The organism is Microcoleus sp. AT3-D2 (assembly GCF_036705715.1).
In the GTDB taxonomy this organism is placed as follows: domain Bacteria; phylum Cyanobacteriota; class Cyanobacteriia; order Cyanobacteriales; family Microcoleaceae; genus Microcoleus.
In genome coordinates, this window is sequence record NZ_JAUBVE010000013.1 from 1 (window position 1) to 17874 (window position 17874).

Below are 17874 nucleotides of genomic sequence, written 5' to 3' on the forward strand. Positions count from 1 at the left end.
AATCATAAGTTAGGGTGAATCCGACTTCTAAACTCTAAACCTAAACCCTGCCTACTGTCTAGAACGAAATAGCCCTGTTGTTCCTCCTTGATGGTTTTTTAATTAGTAGTGCTGGTTTTCAGTATAGGAGGACACCGCAGGGCGATCGCATCGACCGCGAGATAGAGGTCGATGCGATCGGAGATAGTTTGAGGCTATATCAAAAGAGTTAAGGAGTTTTTTAAGGGGCGATCGCTCATCTCTTGCAGACGGTTATTCAGCTCTGATATAAGCCCCCAAATATTCCAGTTGATTTATCATTTCCTCTGCTGACTTAGCCGCCATTAAATTCAAGATTCCCCGCCACTGAGCGCCTACTGAGTAACTTTGTCTAGGTACAACAATAATTCCTGAATGAGTTCTTTTTTGTTCAGCAAAAGTTCTGTGCAAACGGCAGAAATCTCCCATGTTAGAACTGTAAATGACGCGCCCTTGCTTAGTTGCCCAGATTAGCTGCTCCTCATCTGAAGAGCTAAGTTTGTTCGCGTCTGAGGTAGTCATCACCTCTACAGCAGAATTACGCAAAGATTCTACCAACGAAAGGTTACCAGAATCTTCATCAATATAGAGACGAATTTGACTCACGATAACTTACCTGCCATGTATTCAGCTTCCCAATACTTGCACTCTTCGTAGTACGCTGCTATCTCCGCCTCAACTTCATCTTTATTAGCGTGATAATAAGCCAAGCCTGCATAAATTTGTGCTAACGTCAAATGCGGAAATTCTTCAGCAATTTTTTCAGGAGTCATTCCTGTTTTGTAGTCAATTGCTATGCTCCGAACGGACATTCTTGTACCTGCGATGCGGGGGAGGCCACCGCAAGTTCCCGGCGTGCTGACAATTAGCGTTCCTATATCAACGGCAGTTGTCATATTTACCTCGATTGAGTTAAGTTTATTCTATTGTAACTAAACTTTTTATTCATCTCTTATATAAGTCCCAAGATACTCCAGTTGGTCGATCATTTCCTCTCCTGACTTAGCGGCAATCAAATTCAAAAGTCCCCGCAACTGTGCGCCCACCGAGTACCGCTGCTGTTGTGCCAGAATGATTCCAGTATGACTTCTCTCTTCTGCAATACAGATATTGTGTAAACGGCTGAAATCTCTCCTATTAAAACTGTAAACGACTCGCCCTTGCTCTGTTGCCCAAATGAGCTGTTCTTCATCTGAAAAACTCAGCCTGTTAGCCTCCGAGGTTGTTATCACATCTACACCCGAATTTCGCAGAGCTAAGATTAGAGTTTGTTCCTGAATATCCTCATCAAGATATAAACGAATCTTACTCACGATAGCTTACCTGCCATAGAGTCTGCTTCCAAGCGCTCCCACTCAGCATTTTCTGCTGCTATCTCCGCGTCAATTTGCTTTTTGTTCGCATAATAGTAAGCTAAGGCTGCATAAACCTGTGCTAAATTCAAGTGCGTTCTCTTTTGAACAATTACTTCAGGAGTCCATCCCCCATTAAAATCAATAGCAATGTTCTCTACCGTAATTCTAGTTCCTGCAATTCGTGGGCGGCCGCCGCAAGTTCCGGGCGTGCGGACAATTAGCGTTCCTATATCAACGGCAGTTGTCATATTTACCTCGATTGAGTTAACTTTATTCTATTGTAACGCAGCTTCATTTCTACCCGATCGCACTTTCGCAACATTAACCAATGCCATTAGCACCCCTGTTTCCTGTCGTTCATCCCATTCTCAAATCGGCTTTTCCCAGATGTCTGTGGACGGGAGATATCAACAGCCGAGAAATTGCCCTCACATTTGACGACGGGCCGCACCGTCAGCACACACCTCAACTGTTAAAAATTTTAGATAAATACGACATCAAAGCTAGTTTTTTCTGGCTAGGTTTTTGCGTGGACAGGCATCCAGAAACGGCTAAAGAAGTGTGCGATCGCGGACACTGGATCGGTCTCCACGGCTATCAGCATATATCGTTTCCCAAACTAAAAACCCACGAACTAAAACAAAGTTTAGAAGACACGCAAAAAGCAATTGCCAAAGCTTGCGATTTAGACCCAAAATTAATCCTGGACGTGCGCCCGCCCAATGGCATTTTTACGCCGCGAACCTTAGAATTATTGCAACAGTGGGAATATCGCCCTGTAATGTGGAGTGTTGTCCCGGAAGATTGGGTGCGGCCGGGGGTGAGGAAAGTTATTAGTCGCATCGTGCAGCAAACGGAAAACGGATCAATTATTGTACTGCACGATGGCTATTGCGGCGGTGAAGATGTGGCAGCTTCTGCGGATAAAATAATTCCATTGCTTTTGTATAAAGGTTACAAATTTGTGACAGTCGATCGACTGTGGGAACAAGTTTCTGCCTGATTGTGTCACTGCAATCCCAAGCGCAGTAATCGCCAAGATTTGAAATTGCTTTGCAATCCTCGGAATCACTGCGCGGCTGTGAAGGCGCAAGTCATGAGTATGTTAAGAGAAACAGGTTAAAATGCCTGGTATTCCATAAAATTTGCTTCGGTTTCGATCGCCAATTTGTAAGTAGAGGAGTCTGTTCTATGATTCGATCGCACAGATGGCAAGCTATCATCGGTTTACTGGTAGCCCTGGGGATAATCATCGGGAATTTAGTGTTTCCGGGTATGAATGTACCCCCGGCATTTGCTCAAACCAAATTTAAGGATGTTAACGACCATTGGGCGCAAGGTTGCATTGAGGAGTTAGCACAGAAAAAAATCATCAGTGGCTACTACGAAGACGGCACTTTTCGCCCGAATCGCCCCGTCAGCCGCGCTGAGTTTGCGGCGATGGTTCGCATGGCTTTTCCCGATGCCAAAACCGTCCGAGCTCCGATCGACTTTGCAGATATTCCTACAAATTACTGGGGTTTTAAAGCAATTCGAGAAGCTTATCAGACGGGTTTTATGTCTGGATACAGTGGCAGTATCTTTAACCCGACTTTGAATATTACCCGCTGGCAGGCTTTGGTAGCTTTAACCAGCGGCTTGAAATATACACCTACGGGCTCGGCGGCTGAGATTTTGGATGCGACTTTTGAAGATGCGCCGGACATTCCCGAACTGGCAAGAAGTGCGATCGCCGCTGCCACAGAAAAACAACTTGTGGTGAATTATCCGGCTGTTAAACAGCTAGAACCTACTCGGAATGCTACTCGCGCCGAAGTCGCAAGTTTTTTCTGTCAGGCGATCGCCAAACCCGGTCAAACTGCCTTAATTCCTGGGCAATATATTGCCCAAGTTCCGGCGAATATCGGCCCGCCGAGAACAACAGAAATCTCGGAAGCGGGGAAAGTTCGGGCGGAAGTTTCTTTCGTAAAAGAAGCAGAAAATGCTAAAAATCTCCGCATCAGAATTATCCGCGACGGTAAAAGTTTATTAGAAGAACCAGTGCTGATTCCGACTCGTTCTCTAGTAGATAATCCAGACAAAAGAGCCAGCGAAGACATATCAGAAGGACGTTTTTTATCACTACGAATCCGTGATTTGGACGGCGACAAAGAACCGGAAGTGCTGGCAGATTTAGTGTCAACCAAAAGCGGCGTCCGCTGCTGCAATTATTCGTTTATTTACCGCTACGACTCTGGAGCTAACAAATACAGTCACATCAAGCATTTCTGGGGCAATGTGAGTTACGAAATTGTCGATTTGGGCAAAAATGATATCCCAGAGTTTAAAAGTCAGGACGGCAGATTTTCCGAGGCTTTTACCAATTACGCTGATTCTCGCTTTCCGCTGCAAATTTGGCAGTACCGCCAAGGTAAAATGCAAGATGTTAGCAAACAGTATCCGGTGGAAATATACACGAATTCTGCTGAGCTTTGGCTGGAATCTAACAAGCGTCTGAGTGAAGATGGGGAGGTGAAAGGGGTGTTGGCGGCCTTCATGGCGAACAAGTATGTCATGGGTCAGGAGGCGGAAGGTTGGCAGTTGTTGGAAAGAGTTTATCAAGGACGCGATCGCACTCAATTCTTTGGGAAGTTGCGGGAGTTTTTGGTAAGTACGGGTTATGCTAGTAAGTAGATTTTCAGGTTTTTAACTGCAGATTAAAGCGGATTAACGCTAATAATATCTGTAGGGGCGGGTTTTACGAATAATATCTAATTCCTACTAACAATATTACTAAACCCGCCCCCATACAAAAGATAACCCAAGTCAACTATTCATCAAATTTATCCTCACATATTAATTTGTTTAAATAAACTAAATTACTAACAACTTGTCAAGAAATACCAAAAATTGTTGCTTTTTGAAGCGCCAAGCTAAAATAAATATAAAATATCAGACCTTAAATCACTTAAAATGGTATATCCACCTGCACCTTGGAGTCTGCAAGGTTATGCTGTTCAGACTTTACAATTGGTAGATGTGGCACGAGTGCGCCCCTTGGTTCCCTCTGAGTTAGAAATTGTCTCTATATTGCCCGGAAAAACCCTAGGTGGCATTTATATATCCTCCTACGGGTTGGGTTCGGTGATGGAGTACAATGAGTTAATTGTAGTTAGCGCGATCGCCAATTATACAGGAAAATGGGGCGCTTGGATTTCCCATATTTACGTAGACAATCCTAACTCGGTAGCCGGCGGGCGGGAAATTTGGGGACTTCCTAAAGAATTAGCTACATTTAGTTGGGAAGGCAGCGATTCGGTAAAGGCAGCACCGCTAGGCTACCGCGTCACAGTTAGCCAAGGAAACCGTCAACTGTGCAGTCTCAATTACAGCAAGCAAACTTTAGCTTTACCGCTGCCTTTTAGCGGAAATGTTTTTAGCACTGAAAGCAGCAATTTGCTGTTGTTTAAAGGAGTATTACAGTCTCGCATCGGTTTGATTAAAGGCGAATTAGAAGTGGCAGAAGAAAGTCCTTTTGCCAGTTTAAACTTAGGCCAGCCCTTGCTAACTTTTGGCTCCGAAGATATGCGTTTAACAGTCGCTGCGCCGCAAGTTGTGGGAAACAGATCCCTTGAATTCAGTTATTAGCTGTAAAGCGCGGGTATTCGCCGTAAACCTAAAAAAACAGAACAGCCAGAAACCCGGTTTCTTGAAAAAGCCTGGTTTCTGGCACGGCGTATTAGTTTGAGTTGCTTACTAATCTTTTTGAGGACTTACGCATCAAACGGCTAAAAACCCGGTTTCTTCTTAGATGCCTCGTTGCTGCACCCAATATTCTCCTAAAAACCGGGTTTTTTTTCGTAAGTCCTATTTTTAAATGCCAGCGCCCGGAGCGGCTTCAGCACCCATTTCTAAAATTGTACCGCGAAGGAAATCAATTTGCTGCTGGAAATCCATGCCCTCAATCTTTCCTAATAAAGCTTTTCCTGCGTCTGGAAGTTGATAGTCTGGAGGCACAGGAATAATAGTTCCTTCGTCCATTCCTACCGCTAGGAAATACCAAAAAGCCAGCTTGGTTTCAGGACTCATCGAGCCGTACATCCGGCTGATTTCAGTATTGGCTTTTGAGGCAATGTCCCGCATTACTTGTAGTTGTTCTTGGTGGGGCAGAGGCTTGACTTGCTCGAACAAACCCTGAGCGATGTCGGAACCGGAAGCACCGGGAGCCGCTGGCGTTATTGACTTGCCCATTTGGGTGTAAACAAACCACAGCAAACCTAATTGGTCGTCAACACTCAACTTCTTAATATCTGCTTTTCCTTGGTCGTAAGCACTGGTAGTAGTAAAGGTCATTCAAGCCTCCAAAATAATATGTATTGCTCAGCTTTCTTATTTGTGAGAAAACTTTTGTTTGCTACTTAAGTTAAAGTACCTAATAAATAGTGATGCTAGAATCTTGCTTAAGACAGAGATGATCTCGGACATAAGTTCGGGGAGTAAATTCACCAAAAGTGGGAGAATTTGCAACCAAAGGATGAGGAAAATTTGACAATATTGCTGTTAGCGGAGCTCATGATTAGCATTGTTTAGCCGATCGACGATCGCCTATAATCGCAACATACCTGTATTGAGGTGGCTGTTAAGTCATCGCAACTGCAAAATGCTTCACCATACCGGAATATCATCGCTTGACAGAACAGGGGTTCTTTGGTGAGGACGATCGAGTTGAGCTAATCAAGGGTGAACTTGTCAACCGGGCTGCTAAAGGTACCGCTCACTTTGAATTATAAAAAACTTTGATATCATTCCAAAGGAAATAGGCTGGCAAACGGCCAGCCTAGAATCAGGAGAACTTTATTTCAAACTCGTTGAAAATCTAGCTAAACAAACCCGAAATCCCGTTGACTGCTATTGCTCCAGCCAAAGCGGAAACAACCACAGAAGTCAGAGCCGTACCGAACAGCCACCAAGCTGCGGCTGCTGCCGCTTCACGTGCATCTTCTGCTTGCTGCTTGGTCTTTTTCTTGAGTTCTTTGATGCGTTTTTTGGCTTCAGATTGCAGGCGTTCCGAGCGCAATAAAACGCTGTCCCGTGCTCCTTCCATTTGGTCAACAATTCGGTGAGCGTCAGTCTCGGAAATATCGGAACGAGAACTCAGCAGAGCAACTAAAGTATCGCGATCGAACTCACCTAAACGCTCTTTAATCGCGTCAAATCCTGCCTGCGGGTCATCAAACACTTTGCGTAAGTCCCGCTTGATTCCCTCGTAGTTGAGCTCTGGTCGCTCCAGCGAATTGAGGTAATCCCGAATTTTTCCGAAAATACCGTCAATTGTTGACTGGAACTTGTCCTGAACCATTTGAACTTGTTCGACAATTTGGTTGCGGACAGATTCAATTTGGTCGGCAATTCTGTTAGCTTCATCGAACGAGATGTCTTCCCGCTGCGACAACAATGCTACCAGAGTCGATCGATCGAAGTGCTTCAGGCGATCGCCCAAACTTTGCATCCCCATTCCCGGCTCGCTAAACAGCAACTGCAAATCCCGTTTGATGCTTTCAGGATTGAGTTCTTCCTTGTCCGTATTCCGCAAGTAATTTTCCAAACTTCCTTGGAAATCCCGGACTGTTTTTTGAGCGCGAGAGGCCAAGCGGCGGGGCGATTTCACGATGCTGCGAATCGAATCTTGCACGCGATCGATCGCCCGATTGATCTGTTCTTCGCTCAAATCTTCCCGCTGCGACAGCAACTTGACTAAAGTTTCGCGATCGACCTGAGAAAGTCTTTCCCGAAGTGCCAAAGTACCCTCTTTCGGATTTTCAAACAATTTACTCAAATCCCGACTGATACCTTCAGGATCGAGCTCTTCGAGGTTTGTATTCCGTAGGTACTCGCCAATTTTTGCAGTAACTTCCTCGTACTGTTGCTTCGCTCTATCTGCAACTATTTGCGGCGCGTGGATAATGTTGTCGCGCACAGATTCAATCCGGTCGATCGCCTGATTGATCTGTTCTTCGCTAAGGTCTTGGCGCTGTGACAGCAACTGCACCAGCGTATCGCGGTCGAATTGAGATAAGCGTTCTCTCAGCGCTTGGAATCCGGCTTCCGGGTCGTTTAACAGCGTTTGAAACTCGCGCTCGATCGCTTCAGGATTGAGTTCTTCCTTATTAGTATTGCGGAGATATTCTTCTACCTTTTGCCGCAATTCTTGCGCTTTCGACTGCGCTTGCTCTTGCAATTCTTGAGCTTTAGAAATCACCCGATCGCGCGAACTTTCGAGCCGCCCGATTAACTGATCGGCTTCCTCTGGACTGAAATCTTCCCGCTGACCCAGCAACTGCACCAAAGTATCGCGATTAAACTGCGAAAGGCGATCGCGCAAAGCCTCAAAACCAGCATCCCGATCTTCCAAAAGCGCTTGGAAATCCCGCTCGATACCTTCAGGATTCAATTCCTCCTTACCGGTCGATCGCAAATAATTCTCAATCCGGCTCCGCAAATCTTGAGACTTTTCTTCACCAGCAGCAGCTTGCACAATTTCCAACACTTCTTGTCGGACACCTTCAAGCTGTTCGGCAATTTCCGTCACCTGTTCAGGAGCAAACCCCTCGCGGCGGCCCAGAATCCCTACAAAATAATCGGGATTAAATAGCTCTAACTGGCGCAAAACTGCCCCCGGAGAAGCTTCCGGGTCGTAAATCACATCCCTAAATTCCTGCTTGATTGTCTCCCGGTTGAGATGCCACGGTTGGGCATTCATCAAGTAGTTTTCCACATCAGCCTTAGCTGTATTGAAAGGGAGTGCAGGCACTTTATCGCCCACCTGAGAAGCAAAAGATTTAGCTTTTTGAGTCCCTTGTGCTGTCAGTTGTTGTAACTGGCCAGAGATTTTTTCAACATCCAAATCCGACAAATCAGTCCGCGACAAAACAGTGCCGACAAGAGCTTCGACACCCAACTGCATCGCTCGGTTCATGCCGCCTGAGCCGGATTTTGATTTGTTTTCCCTACTTTCCAGAATTTGAGACAGCTTGGCGTTGAGTTCGTCAGACTTCAACAAATCGGGAGCCGCAAACTTGAGAAAATCAACCAACTCTAAATTCGGGTCTTTATGCTCTTGCTGCTTGCCGAAAGTTTGCTTCCAAACGCCTTCGAGTTGGTCAGCAATTTGATTTATTTCCTCTTGAGAAAAGTCGGTGCGACTCTTAACTAAATCGACAAAAGTCTGGCGGTTAACATTCTTCAGCACGTCGCTTCCCGCAAAAGATTTGATATCTGCATCGCCCAGCAACTTTTCAAATTGACCGCGAATTTCCTTAACATCTAGTTTCGGTAACTGCAAAGAACCCACATAATCTTGCAGTGTTTCGCGAATGCTCTCCGGGTCTACAGCCGAACTCAACTCGCGGCGGACAGCGGCAACAGATGCCTCTACAGTGTTGACCATTTGGTCGCTGGCCATCTTGCCACCGATCGCTGCACCCGCAGTACCCATGACGCCTTGAACGCCCGAAAAAGCAGTTTTTATCAAGGAACCTATCATAGAACCGACGGCGCTAGAACCGAGCCACACCAGGGTTAAAAAGTACGCAGCCCAGATGACCACACCAATAATTGCCGCTCCGTCTACGCTGGCAATTGAAGTTAGTTTGACTGCCAGAAAACAAGCCAAAAATAAAGCCAGGTTAACTGTGACTAAAACCCAACCCCCGACTAAACCTTCGATTTTCCGAACTTTACGGCCTAAACTTTCGGACTCATCATCATCGTCATCGTCGGGTAAAGCCTCGTCCCAATTTGAAATTTTGGCGGCGATCGAGAAATTTGTTAACAGGAATTGGAACCCGAAAGCCATAATGACTCCGGCGATTAATGCAACGAAAAACTGCGGGCTTAAAAACATCAGCCCTCCGATATCGGGGTGGTCAAATGGCACATCTATTTCTACTGGCATTTGGGCAATATTGAATTTGGGACTGTACAGCGACATTAATAATTCGCTTTCAAACATAATTTACCTCCTAACTTTTTATGCCTAACTCGGCATAGCGAAAATTGTCCCCAACTTTTTTATAGGGGATTTTGTAATCTTTAGATGATGGTTTGTTTTGGTTGGGCTTTATCTTACGGAAGGCCTTATTAGTGAAATTGGGATGAGTAGTAAATCAGTTCTCTAGTGATCTCATCCTTACTACTTATTATGCTTGTGGAAGCTAAAAAATAAATCCGTCTAAAGTCAGAAATCAGTCTTTCTGAGACTGATAGCAGCCGAGTCCGCCAAAAGTTTTAAGTTCAAGGTGGGGGCGCTCCCCACCAATTCTCAATAGTAGTAAAGTGTGATGTGCTGCACTCTACATATCGTAGAGTGCGCTACCTAGTTGAGGATTCCGTTTGATTTTTAGGTTCAAAATGCGCTAGTAATTGCGATCATTCGATCTGCACTATCGTTTGCGTGCGATCGATGTTTTCTAAATCTAATTGCAGGCAATTCAACAAACATGATATCGGGTGCGCCCTAGCGTACCCTACGGATTTTTGCCGCAGCATTTACCCTCACAGTTGCGAATGCTGCGAATACATCCGTACTCCTCGAAACGTTGACTGTGTTTGCGAACAGTAGGATAGGCGAGTAAATATAAGGGAATTCCGATTATTTTGTAAAGCAATCGACCAGCAGCATGAACAATATCCCAAATTTCGCTTAAATTAGGTTCTTGAACAAATTCTCCTATTTCATCTTTTAAGGCAAGCCACTGAGATTGCACAGTAGGAGAGTGACAATTATCAAATACTGCCATACCTTTTTCGTAGTTTTGCCAAACTTTATTCATATATTTAATCAAATCAGGCTTAGTTCTGATAATATCAGAAGTTAATCTGAGATTACAATCATCCAGTATTTTAAGGAAATCAGCCATGCGACTCTCTCAAATGCTTTTTGTTACCCTGCGCGAAGACCCGGCAGAAGCAGAAATTCCTAGCCACAAACTATTACTCCGTGCCGGATACATCCGGCGCATCGGTAGCGGCATTTACGCTTATCTACCTTTAATGTGGCGAGTTCTCAAAAAAGTATCTCAAATTGTGCGCGAAGAAATGGACGCTACCGGCGCTCAAGAATGTCTCCTCCCGCAATTGCAACCAGCCGATTTGTGGCGGGAATCCGGCCGCTGGGATACCTATACTCAAGCTGAAGGTATTATGTTTTCCATGACAGACAGGCAGCAGCGAGAATTGGGACTGGGCCCAACTCACGAAGAAGTAATTACTACAATTGCTAAAGATATGATTCGTTCCTATCGGCAATTGCCTGTACATCTTTATCAAATCCAAACTAAGTTCCGCGATGAAATTCGCCCGCGTTTTGGGTTGATGCGGGGTCGCGAATTCATTATGAAAGATGGCTATTCTTTCCACACAAACGAAGAAAGTTTGAAAAAAACTTATCAGGATATGGCTCAAGCTTATAGCAATATGCTGCGCCGATCGGGCTTGCAATTCCGAGCAGTAGATGCTGATTCTGGAGCCATTGGCGGTTCTGGTTCTCAAGAGTTTATGGTGCTGGCTGAAGCGGGAGAAGATGAAGTTCTTTATACTGAAGATGGTCAGTATGCAGCTAATGTGGAAAAGGCTGTATCGATGCCTGCTGATGTGGAACAGTCGCCATTTGCAACTTTTGAAAAGCGGGAAACGCCGGGAACTGAAACAATTGATAAACTTTGCAAATTTTTGAAATGTTCTCCGACGCAAGTTGTCAAAAATGTGCTTTACCAAGCTGTTTACGACAATGGGATCACAGTCTTGGTATTGGTAAGCATTCGCGGCGACCAAGATGTGAATCAGGTAAAGTTGCTGAATGAGTTGACGAAGTTAGCGGGCAATTATCAAGCTAAAACTGTTTTATTTTTGACTGTTCCCGATGCGGAAGCTCAGCGGAAATGGGCGGCTAAATCTTTACCTCTCGGTTATATGGCTCCCGATGTTGCTGATGATTATATCGCTGGCAGCAAGGAGGTAAACTCTAAGTTTTTGCGTTTGGTCGATCGCACTGCAGTTGACCTGACAAACTTTGTCACCGGTTCAAACGAATCAGGATACCACGTTGTCGGGGCTAATTGGGATAAAGAATTTCCTCTACCAGCAACGGTTGTGGGTGTCAGAACAGCCAAAAAGGGCGATCGGGCAGTGCACAACCCCGAACAAACCTTGCAAAGCGCCAGAGGCATCGAAGTCGGCCACATCTTCCAATTAGGAACCAAATACTCCCAAGCAATGGGCGCCACCTACACCAGCGAACAAGGCGAAGAAATGCCCTTTGTGATGGGCTGCTACGGCGTCGGCGTGTCGCGGCTAGCTCAATCGGCCGTAGAACAATCCTACGACAAAGACGGGATAATTTGGCCAGTGGCGATCGCCCCGTATCACGCCATCATTAGCATCCCCAATATTTCCGACTCCCAACAAGTAGAAGTCGCCGAAAAACTATATGCAGAACTCAACCAATCTGGCATTGAAACGTTACTAGATGACCGCGACGAACGAGCCGGAGTTAAATTCAAAGATGCTGATTTGATCGGCATTCCCTATCGGATTGTTCCGGGTCGTTCGCTGAAATCAGGCAAAGTTGAAGTCGTGGAAAGAGCAACTCACAAATCACAGGAAATTCTCATTGATGAAGTAAATTCTACGTTGAAACAGTGGATTGAAGCCGCCATCAACTAAGCCTTTATCATTGGTAAGGTGCGCGACCGCGCACCTACATTTAGGCTCGCAATGTGCGCGGTGTAAACCCTACATTAGCTCCCCTCTTTCTCTTCCTTCTTCCCTCTTCCTGACATCCGTTACATCCGTTACATCCCGTATATTGCTCGTTGCCGAACTTCCCTCTTTCTTCTGATGTGAAATTCCCTAAAACTTAACACTCGATATGAATCTGAACCTAAATCAGTTTCTTCGATTCCCTCAATCCCGAATTGGGCGGTACTTAGTTCAAGTAACTATTGTTGCTGTCGCTTACGCCGTGGGGGCGAGGCTAGCAATTTCAATTCAAGGCGTTAGTCCCTTCGCTTCCTCGGTGTGGCCACCGGCAGGAATTGCCCAAGCTGGACTTTTATTGTTTGGGAGTAAAGTCTGGCCTGCCATAGTTTTGGGTACATTTTTGCTCAATTTGGTTAACCCAAGTGAACAGATATTTGCACTTTGGTTGGGAGGAAACGCCGGGGCAATTCTGCAAGCTGTTTTTGCCGTAACTGTCCTGGGCTGGTTCCGGTTTCGTCCCTCTATCGAGCGCTTGAAAGATGTAATTAATTTAATCTTGTTTGGCGGTCTAATTTCTACTCAAATCAGTTGCACTATTGGCGCGTTTTCTCTATATTTAGCTGGCAAAATAGAGTGGAGTGAATATTGGTCGGCTAGATGGAATTGGTGGTTAGGAGACACAATGGGAGTTTTAATTTTCACTCCCTTACTTCTAATATTTCTTCGTCCTCAAGGAACCACATATCATTTAAAAATAGAAACAGAAACCGAGAAAAATTATTTAATTGAGCGAGGATTATGGTTAATATTATTAATCGGAGTGAGCTGGCTAGTTTTTGAGTCGAAATATGAAGATTCTATTTCTCGTTATCCCCTCGAATATTTGCCGTTTCCTTTGATCATGTGGGCTGCGCTTCAATTCGGTCAGCGAGCCGCTGTCCTAGCATCATTTATTGTCTCAATCATCGCAATTTTGGGCAGTTCTCATGAAGGGGGACCCTTCACAGCCAAAGCCGACAATATTAATCAGGCTATCTTATTTTTGCAAGCTTTTATGGGTGTAATTACGATTACCTCGCTGCTATTGGCAGCGACAGTAGCTGAACGCACATCAGCAGAGCATTCTCTGCGGGAGAGCGAAATTAAATATCGAGAATTGGTGGAAAATGCTAACAGTATTATTCTGAAACTGGACGCTGATGGCAATATTACTTTTTTTAACGAATTTGCCGAAAAATTCTTTGGTTACAAGGAAGAAGAAATTTTGGGAAAAAATGCCTTGGGAACCATTATTCCACCGACGGACTGTGAAGGAAATAACTTAGAGTTGGTTTATAGTCAAATTTTACACAATCCCGATCGCTTTACCAGCTATGAAAATGAAAACATGAGGCGCAGTGGCGATCGCGTTTGGGTATCTTGGGCAAATAAACCGTTGGTTGATACAGCGGGAAAACTTTTGGGCATCCTCTGCATCGGGACAGATATCACCGATCGCCGCAAAGCTGAAATAGCGCTGCAAAAGCTGAATGAAAAGCTGGAAATCCGAGTGGAAGAGCGGACAAATGCCCTGAGACAAAGCGAACTTCAGCTACAGAAACAGAAATCGGCATTAATTGATTTAGCCAAAAATAAAGCGCTGAATCAAGGCGACTTAACAAAGGCGCTTCAAGAAATAACTGAAACTGCTAGCCGTACTCTGGAAGTTGCGCGATCGAGCATCTGGCTGTACGATCGCACTAAATCCAAGATGGAGTGCCGAGATTTGTTCGATCGCACTCTCAACCAGCACTCATACGGTTTGGAATTAGCAGCAGCAGACTATCCTGTCTATTTTCAAGCACTGCGAGAAGAACGCGCAATTGCTGCCTTTGACGCGCAAAACGATTTTAGAACTAAAGAATTTGCGGAATCTTACCTAATTCCCTTGGGCATCACTTCTATGCTAGATACGCCGATTCAAATAGGCGGAGAAACAGCAGGAGTTTTCTGTTTAGAACACGTAGGAATGCCCCGCTTTTGGACGATTGAAGAACAAAGTTTTGCTGTTTCTCTAGCCGACTCTGTAACTTTCGCAATGGAAGCGCGAGAACGGCAGCGGGCTGAAGAAGCGCTGCGGCAAGCTGAAGAAAAATACCGCAGCATTTTTGAAAATGCGATCGTCGGCATTTTTCAAACTACCCCAGATGGGCAATATCTCAGCGCCAATCCTGCTTTGCTTCGCATTTACGGTTACAGTTCACGCGAGGAATTGGTCGGCACATTAACTGATATTAGCCAACAGCTTTATGTTGACTCCGAACGCCGGGCAGAAATTGTCCGCTTAATAGAAGAACAAGGCAAAGTATCGGATTTTGAATCTCAAATTTACCGCCGAGATGGCAGCATAATTTGGATTTCGGAAAATACTTATACAGTGCGCGATTCCTACGGAAATTTGCTTTATTACGAAGGTACTGTTCAAGACATCACAACTCGTAAACAAGCTGAGGCAGCTTTGCGCTTAGAACAAGAAAAATCTGATCGTCTCCTACTCAACGTTTTACCGCAACCCATCGCCGACAGATTAAAACAAGACCAAAGCATCATCGCCGATACTTTTGCCGAAGTCACAGTATTATTTGCAGATATCGTCGGTTTTACCCAAATTAGTTCCCAAATTTCTCCGCCCCAATTAGTGTCGTTGCTTAACGACATTTTTTCGACATTCGATCGCTTAGCAGAAAAGCACGGATTAGAAAAAATTAAGACGATTGGCGACGCTTACATGGTAGTTGGAGGGCTGCCCATGCCCCGCAGCGATCATGCAGAGGCGATCGCCCAAATGGCGATCGATATGCAGCAGGCAATTACTAACTTTAGCCATACCCACAATCAAGATTTTAGCATCAGAATTGGCATTAACACCGGCCCGGTTGTCGCCGGAGTAATCGGTATTAAAAAATTTATTTACGATTTATGGGGAGACACCGTTAATACCGCTTCCCGCATGGAATCCCACGGCAAGCCGGGGTGCATTCAAGTCACGTCTGCAATTTATGATATATTGCAGGACAAGTATGTATTTGAAAGTCGCGGCGCGATCGAAGTTAAAGGCAAAGGCCAGATGAACACTTATTTTCTGATAGGAATCAAGTTATAGCATCAGAAATAATGAAGAAGGAAGAAGCAATATAAGAAGTCATATTTCAGAATCAATAATTTCCTAATCTTCGGGCGCGGTTGCTATAGTTAGTTAAAAATATAACACTCAGTATGATTTCCCCAAAAAATCAGTTTCTGCGATTTCTTCAATCTAGAAATTGGCAATACTTAGCAAAAGTAGCTGCTCTTGCTTTTGTTTACGCTTTGGGAGCAACAATAGCAATTTCAATCCCAGGCGTAAATAAATTAGCTACCTGTGTCTGGCCGCCCGCAGGAATTGCACAAGCTGCAATTTTATTATTTGGTCGCCGCATTTGGCCGGGAATAGCTTTAGGCGTGGTTTTTTACGAGACTATTAACCTTAAGGTATCTTTAACACTTGCAGCACTTAGTGCCTTTTGCGCTTGTTTACAAGCTTTATGCGCCTTTACTTTGCTGCAACAGCTAAAGTTTCGCCCCTCACTTGCTCGGCTGATCGATGTAGTCAATTTAATTTTTTGCGGTGCTGTAGTTGCCACTCAAATCAACTGCACTCTCGGCACGCTGCGCCTCTGTGTAACTGGTTTAGTTGACTGGAGCGAATATTGGCACATTCGATGGAATTGGTATCTCGGAGATACATTAGGAGTTTTAATTTTTACTCCCCTGCTGTTGATTATATACAATCACAAACCAGCGCCCAGCCCTTCACAAAATACAGGTTATCAAACAATTGTAAATCGAATCGGTGCTGCAATAGGCCTGGTGTTATTAGTAAGCGTCAGTTGGCTAGTATACAACTCAAAAAGTGAAAGTAATCTCTCCGGTTATCCCCTCGAATACTTGCCATTTCCCTTAGTAATTTGGGCAACCATTCAATTCGGCCGGGGCGGGGCGGTTTTAGCATCTTTCATTGTATCCAGTATCGCCATTTGGGGAGGTTCTCAGGGAGGCGGCCCCTTCATTGCCAAAGCGGAAAATATCAATCAGGCAATCTTATTTTTGCAGGCTTTTATGAGCGTAATTGTAATTACTTCGCTGTTATTGGCCGCCACAGTAGCGGAACGCACCTCAGCAGAGGATTCGCTGCGCCAAAGCGAAATTAAGTATCGGGAATTAGTGGAAAATGCTAACAGCATTATTTTAAAACTAGATACGGAAGGAAATATTACCTTTTTTAACGAATTTGCACAGAAGTTTTTTGGTTACGAGGAAAAAGAGATAATTGGCAAAAACGCCGTGGGAACAATTATTCCCCAGACAGATACAACAGGAAATGACTTGGCAGCAAAGTTGAGAGATATTTTGCAAAACCCAGAACAATACACGCGAAATGAAAATGAAAGTATCCGGCGTAACGGCGATCGCGTTTGGGTATCCTGGGCAAATAAACCGCTGTTTGACGCAGCAGGAAAGTTCGCGGGAATGCTGGCAATCGGTACGGATATCACAGACCGCAGGCGGGCTGAAATGGCGCTTTACAAGCTGAATGAAGAGTTAGAATTTAGAGTAAAAGAACGAACTAATGCTCTGAATGATACTTTAAGTGCACTGCGAGTTCAACAGGAACAATCAGAACGCTTGTTGTTGAATATTTTGCCGGAAGAAATAGCAAATCGTTTGAAGCGGGGAGACAGTACGATCGCAGATACTTTTGCTGACGTTACTGTCTTGTTTGCGGACATAGTAGGCTTTACTCAATTGAGCTCGCGAGTTTCTCCAACGCAATTAGTAGCCTTGCTGAATGACATCTTTTCGACATTTGACAACCTAGCAGAAAGGCACGGTTTGGAAAAAATTAAGACGATTGGCGACGCTTACATGGTAGTAGGAGGGCTGCCAATTCCTCGCCCGGATCACGCAGAAGCGATCGCACAAATGGCCCTCGATATGCAGGAGGCAATTACTGACTTCAGCCATACCCACAATCAAGATTTAAGCATCAGAATCGGCATCAATAGCGGCCCGGTTGTTGCCGGAGTCATCGGTATTAAAAAATTTATTTACGATTTGTGGGGAGACACCGTTAACACTGCTTCCCGCATGGAATCTCACGGCAAGCCAGGGAGTATTCAGGTAACAGAAACAACTTATCAGCAATTGCGAGAAAAGTATTTCTTTGAAAACCGCGGCCTTATCGAAGTTAAAGGCAAAGGCCAGATGACTACTTATTTACTGCAATGCCGAAAATAGCTTTAGTAAAGGTTTTTATCTAAAAATAAGGGCGATCGCACTCTCAAATGTGCGATCGCCCTCATTTTAATTTAGCCAAGTTTTTTAAAGCTTGTACAGGTTAATTCCAGCTTCCTTCGCCATTATTTCCAAACCCTTGTGTTCCAAGGTTTTAATCGCCTTTGTAGAAAGGTGCAATTTTACCCAGCGCTTCTCCTGCGGCCACCAAACCCGCTTCCACTGCAAATTTGCCTCTTGCAATTTGTGAGTGCGGTGGTGTGAGTGAGAAACTGCAAAACCGTTATTCGCCTTCTTCCCCGTTAGCTGACATTTCCGTGACATACTTCCCTCCAGATTACCGTTTTTTGCGTGCAGCCTTTTATTATAGCCCAAGCAAGAAGGAAGAAAGAAGAAGGAAGAAGGCTTGACTTATCCCTTTACCCATAGAAATAGACTCTTGCTCCCCCCC

General features: G+C 44.8%; 14 protein-coding genes. 6 read left to right on the forward strand and 8 right to left on the reverse strand.

Annotated elements, in window-relative coordinates:
- Nucleotides 1–252: 252 nt before the first annotated feature.
- The 4 genes from QUB44_RS08040 to QUB44_RS08055 are packed head-to-tail and all read right to left on the reverse strand — an operon-like array spanning nucleotide 253 to nucleotide 1621.
- A complete protein-coding gene (locus tag QUB44_RS08040) occupies nucleotides 253–624 on the reverse strand; it encodes a DUF5615 family PIN-like protein (RefSeq protein WP_333365295.1) in 372 nt (123 codons plus the stop codon).
- Nucleotides 621–914 carry a DUF433 domain-containing protein gene (locus QUB44_RS08045; RefSeq protein ID WP_333365299.1) on the reverse strand — a complete coding sequence of 98 codons (294 nt, stop codon included), beginning with the start codon at nucleotides 912–914 and terminating at the stop codon, nucleotides 621–623. Before QUB44_RS08045 ends, QUB44_RS08040 begins: the two co-directional genes overlap by 4 nt.
- Before the next feature lie 45 nt (nucleotides 915–959).
- Nucleotides 960–1331, reverse strand: coding sequence for a DUF5615 family PIN-like protein (locus QUB44_RS08050; RefSeq protein WP_333365302.1), 372 nt, complete (start codon nucleotides 1329–1331; stop codon nucleotides 960–962).
- Nucleotides 1328–1621: a DUF433 domain-containing protein gene (locus QUB44_RS08055; protein ID WP_333365305.1), complete on the reverse strand. Its 294-nt coding sequence runs from the start codon at nucleotides 1619–1621 to the stop codon at nucleotides 1328–1330. The genes QUB44_RS08050 and QUB44_RS08055 overlap by 4 nt, the downstream gene beginning before the upstream one ends.
- An 80-nt stretch (nucleotides 1622–1701) precedes the next feature.
- Between QUB44_RS08055 and QUB44_RS08060 the strand changes: the two genes are divergently transcribed.
- The 3 genes from QUB44_RS08060 (at nucleotide 1702) to QUB44_RS08070 (ending at nucleotide 5000) form a co-directional block, all read left to right on the forward strand.
- Nucleotides 1702–2376, forward strand: coding sequence for a polysaccharide deacetylase family protein (locus QUB44_RS08060; protein WP_333365308.1), 675 nt, complete (start codon nucleotides 1702–1704; stop codon nucleotides 2374–2376).
- Between the two features lie 188 nt (nucleotides 2377–2564).
- Entirely contained in the window at nucleotides 2565–4046 is a 1482-nt protein-coding gene (locus QUB44_RS08065) for an S-layer homology domain-containing protein (RefSeq protein ID WP_333365311.1), read from the forward strand.
- Nucleotides 4047–4325: 279 nt separating this feature from the next.
- Nucleotides 4326–5000 carry an acetoacetate decarboxylase family protein gene (locus QUB44_RS08070; RefSeq protein WP_333365316.1) on the forward strand — a complete coding sequence of 225 codons (675 nt, stop codon included), beginning with the start codon at nucleotides 4326–4328 and terminating at the stop codon, nucleotides 4998–5000.
- A gap of 225 nt (nucleotides 5001–5225) precedes the next feature.
- On the opposite strand, the gene QUB44_RS08075 is transcribed toward QUB44_RS08070, so the two are convergent.
- The 3 genes from QUB44_RS08075 to QUB44_RS08090 form a co-directional block, all read right to left on the reverse strand.
- Nucleotides 5226–5705 carry an orange carotenoid protein N-terminal domain-containing protein gene (locus QUB44_RS08075; protein ID WP_333159120.1) on the reverse strand — a complete coding sequence of 160 codons (480 nt, stop codon included), beginning with the start codon at nucleotides 5703–5705 and terminating at the stop codon, nucleotides 5226–5228.
- A 523-nt stretch (nucleotides 5706–6228) separates the two neighbouring features.
- Nucleotides 6229–9363 carry an MFS transporter gene (locus tag QUB44_RS08085; protein WP_333365319.1) on the reverse strand — a complete coding sequence of 1045 codons (3135 nt, stop codon included), beginning with the start codon at nucleotides 9361–9363 and terminating at the stop codon, nucleotides 6229–6231.
- Nucleotides 9364–9877: 514 nt separating this feature from the next.
- Entirely contained in the window at nucleotides 9878–10183 is a 306-nt protein-coding gene (locus QUB44_RS08090; protein ID WP_333365322.1) for a hypothetical protein, read from the reverse strand.
- An 85-nt stretch (nucleotides 10184–10268) separates the two neighbouring features.
- On the opposite strand from QUB44_RS08090, the gene proS reads away from it, so the two are divergent.
- From proS to QUB44_RS08105, 3 genes are all read left to right on the forward strand, one after another.
- A complete protein-coding gene (gene proS, locus QUB44_RS08095) occupies nucleotides 10269–12074 on the forward strand; it encodes a proline--tRNA ligase (protein WP_333365325.1) in 1806 nt (601 codons plus the stop codon).
- 205 nt (nucleotides 12075–12279) lie between these two features.
- Complete coding sequence (locus QUB44_RS08100) at nucleotides 12280–15252, forward strand: adenylate/guanylate cyclase domain-containing protein (protein ID WP_333365328.1); 2973 nt, start codon at nucleotides 12280–12282, stop codon at nucleotides 15250–15252.
- Nucleotides 15253–15365: 113 nt separating this feature from the next.
- On the forward strand, nucleotides 15366–17426 hold the full coding sequence (locus QUB44_RS08105; RefSeq protein ID WP_333365331.1) for an adenylate/guanylate cyclase domain-containing protein: 2061 nt from the start codon (nucleotides 15366–15368) through the stop codon (nucleotides 17424–17426).
- 84 nt (nucleotides 17427–17510) lie between these two features.
- Here QUB44_RS08105 and rpmB read toward each other — a convergent pair whose 3' ends face one another.
- Nucleotides 17511–17747, reverse strand: coding sequence for a 50S ribosomal protein L28 (rpmB, locus tag QUB44_RS08110; protein WP_242724808.1), 237 nt, complete (start codon nucleotides 17745–17747; stop codon nucleotides 17511–17513).
- Nucleotides 17748–17874: the final 127 nt, after the last annotated feature.

Excerpts from the sequence above, each read along its gene's own strand:
- QUB44_RS08055 (WP_333365305.1), bottom strand. The coding sequence starts at position 1,621 with ATGACAACTGCCGTTGATATAGGAACGCTAATTGTCCGCACGCCCGGA.
- proS (WP_333365325.1), top strand. The coding sequence starts at position 10,269 with ATGCGACTCTCTCAAATGCTTTTTGTTACCCTGCGCGAAGACCCGGCA.
- rpmB (WP_242724808.1), bottom strand. The coding sequence starts at position 17,747 with ATGTCACGGAAATGTCAGCTAACGGGGAAGAAGGCGAATAACGGTTTT.
- QUB44_RS08045 (WP_333365299.1), bottom strand. The coding sequence starts at position 914 with ATGACAACTGCCGTTGATATAGGAACGCTAATTGTCAGCACGCCGGGA.
- QUB44_RS08075 (WP_333159120.1), bottom strand. The coding sequence starts at position 5,705 with ATGACCTTTACTACTACCAGTGCTTACGACCAAGGAAAAGCAGATATT.
- QUB44_RS08090 (WP_333365322.1), bottom strand. The coding sequence starts at position 10,183 with ATGAATAAAGTTTGGCAAAACTACGAAAAAGGTATGGCAGTATTTGAT.
- QUB44_RS08060 (WP_333365308.1), top strand. The coding sequence starts at position 1,702 with ATGCCATTAGCACCCCTGTTTCCTGTCGTTCATCCCATTCTCAAATCG.
- QUB44_RS08100 (WP_333365328.1), top strand. The coding sequence starts at position 12,280 with ATGAATCTGAACCTAAATCAGTTTCTTCGATTCCCTCAATCCCGAATT.
- QUB44_RS08085 (WP_333365319.1), bottom strand. The coding sequence starts at position 9,363 with ATGTTTGAAAGCGAATTATTAATGTCGCTGTACAGTCCCAAATTCAAT.
- QUB44_RS08070 (WP_333365316.1), top strand. The coding sequence starts at position 4,326 with ATGGTATATCCACCTGCACCTTGGAGTCTGCAAGGTTATGCTGTTCAG.
- QUB44_RS08065 (WP_333365311.1), top strand. The coding sequence starts at position 2,565 with ATGATTCGATCGCACAGATGGCAAGCTATCATCGGTTTACTGGTAGCC.
- QUB44_RS08105 (WP_333365331.1), top strand. The coding sequence starts at position 15,366 with ATGATTTCCCCAAAAAATCAGTTTCTGCGATTTCTTCAATCTAGAAAT.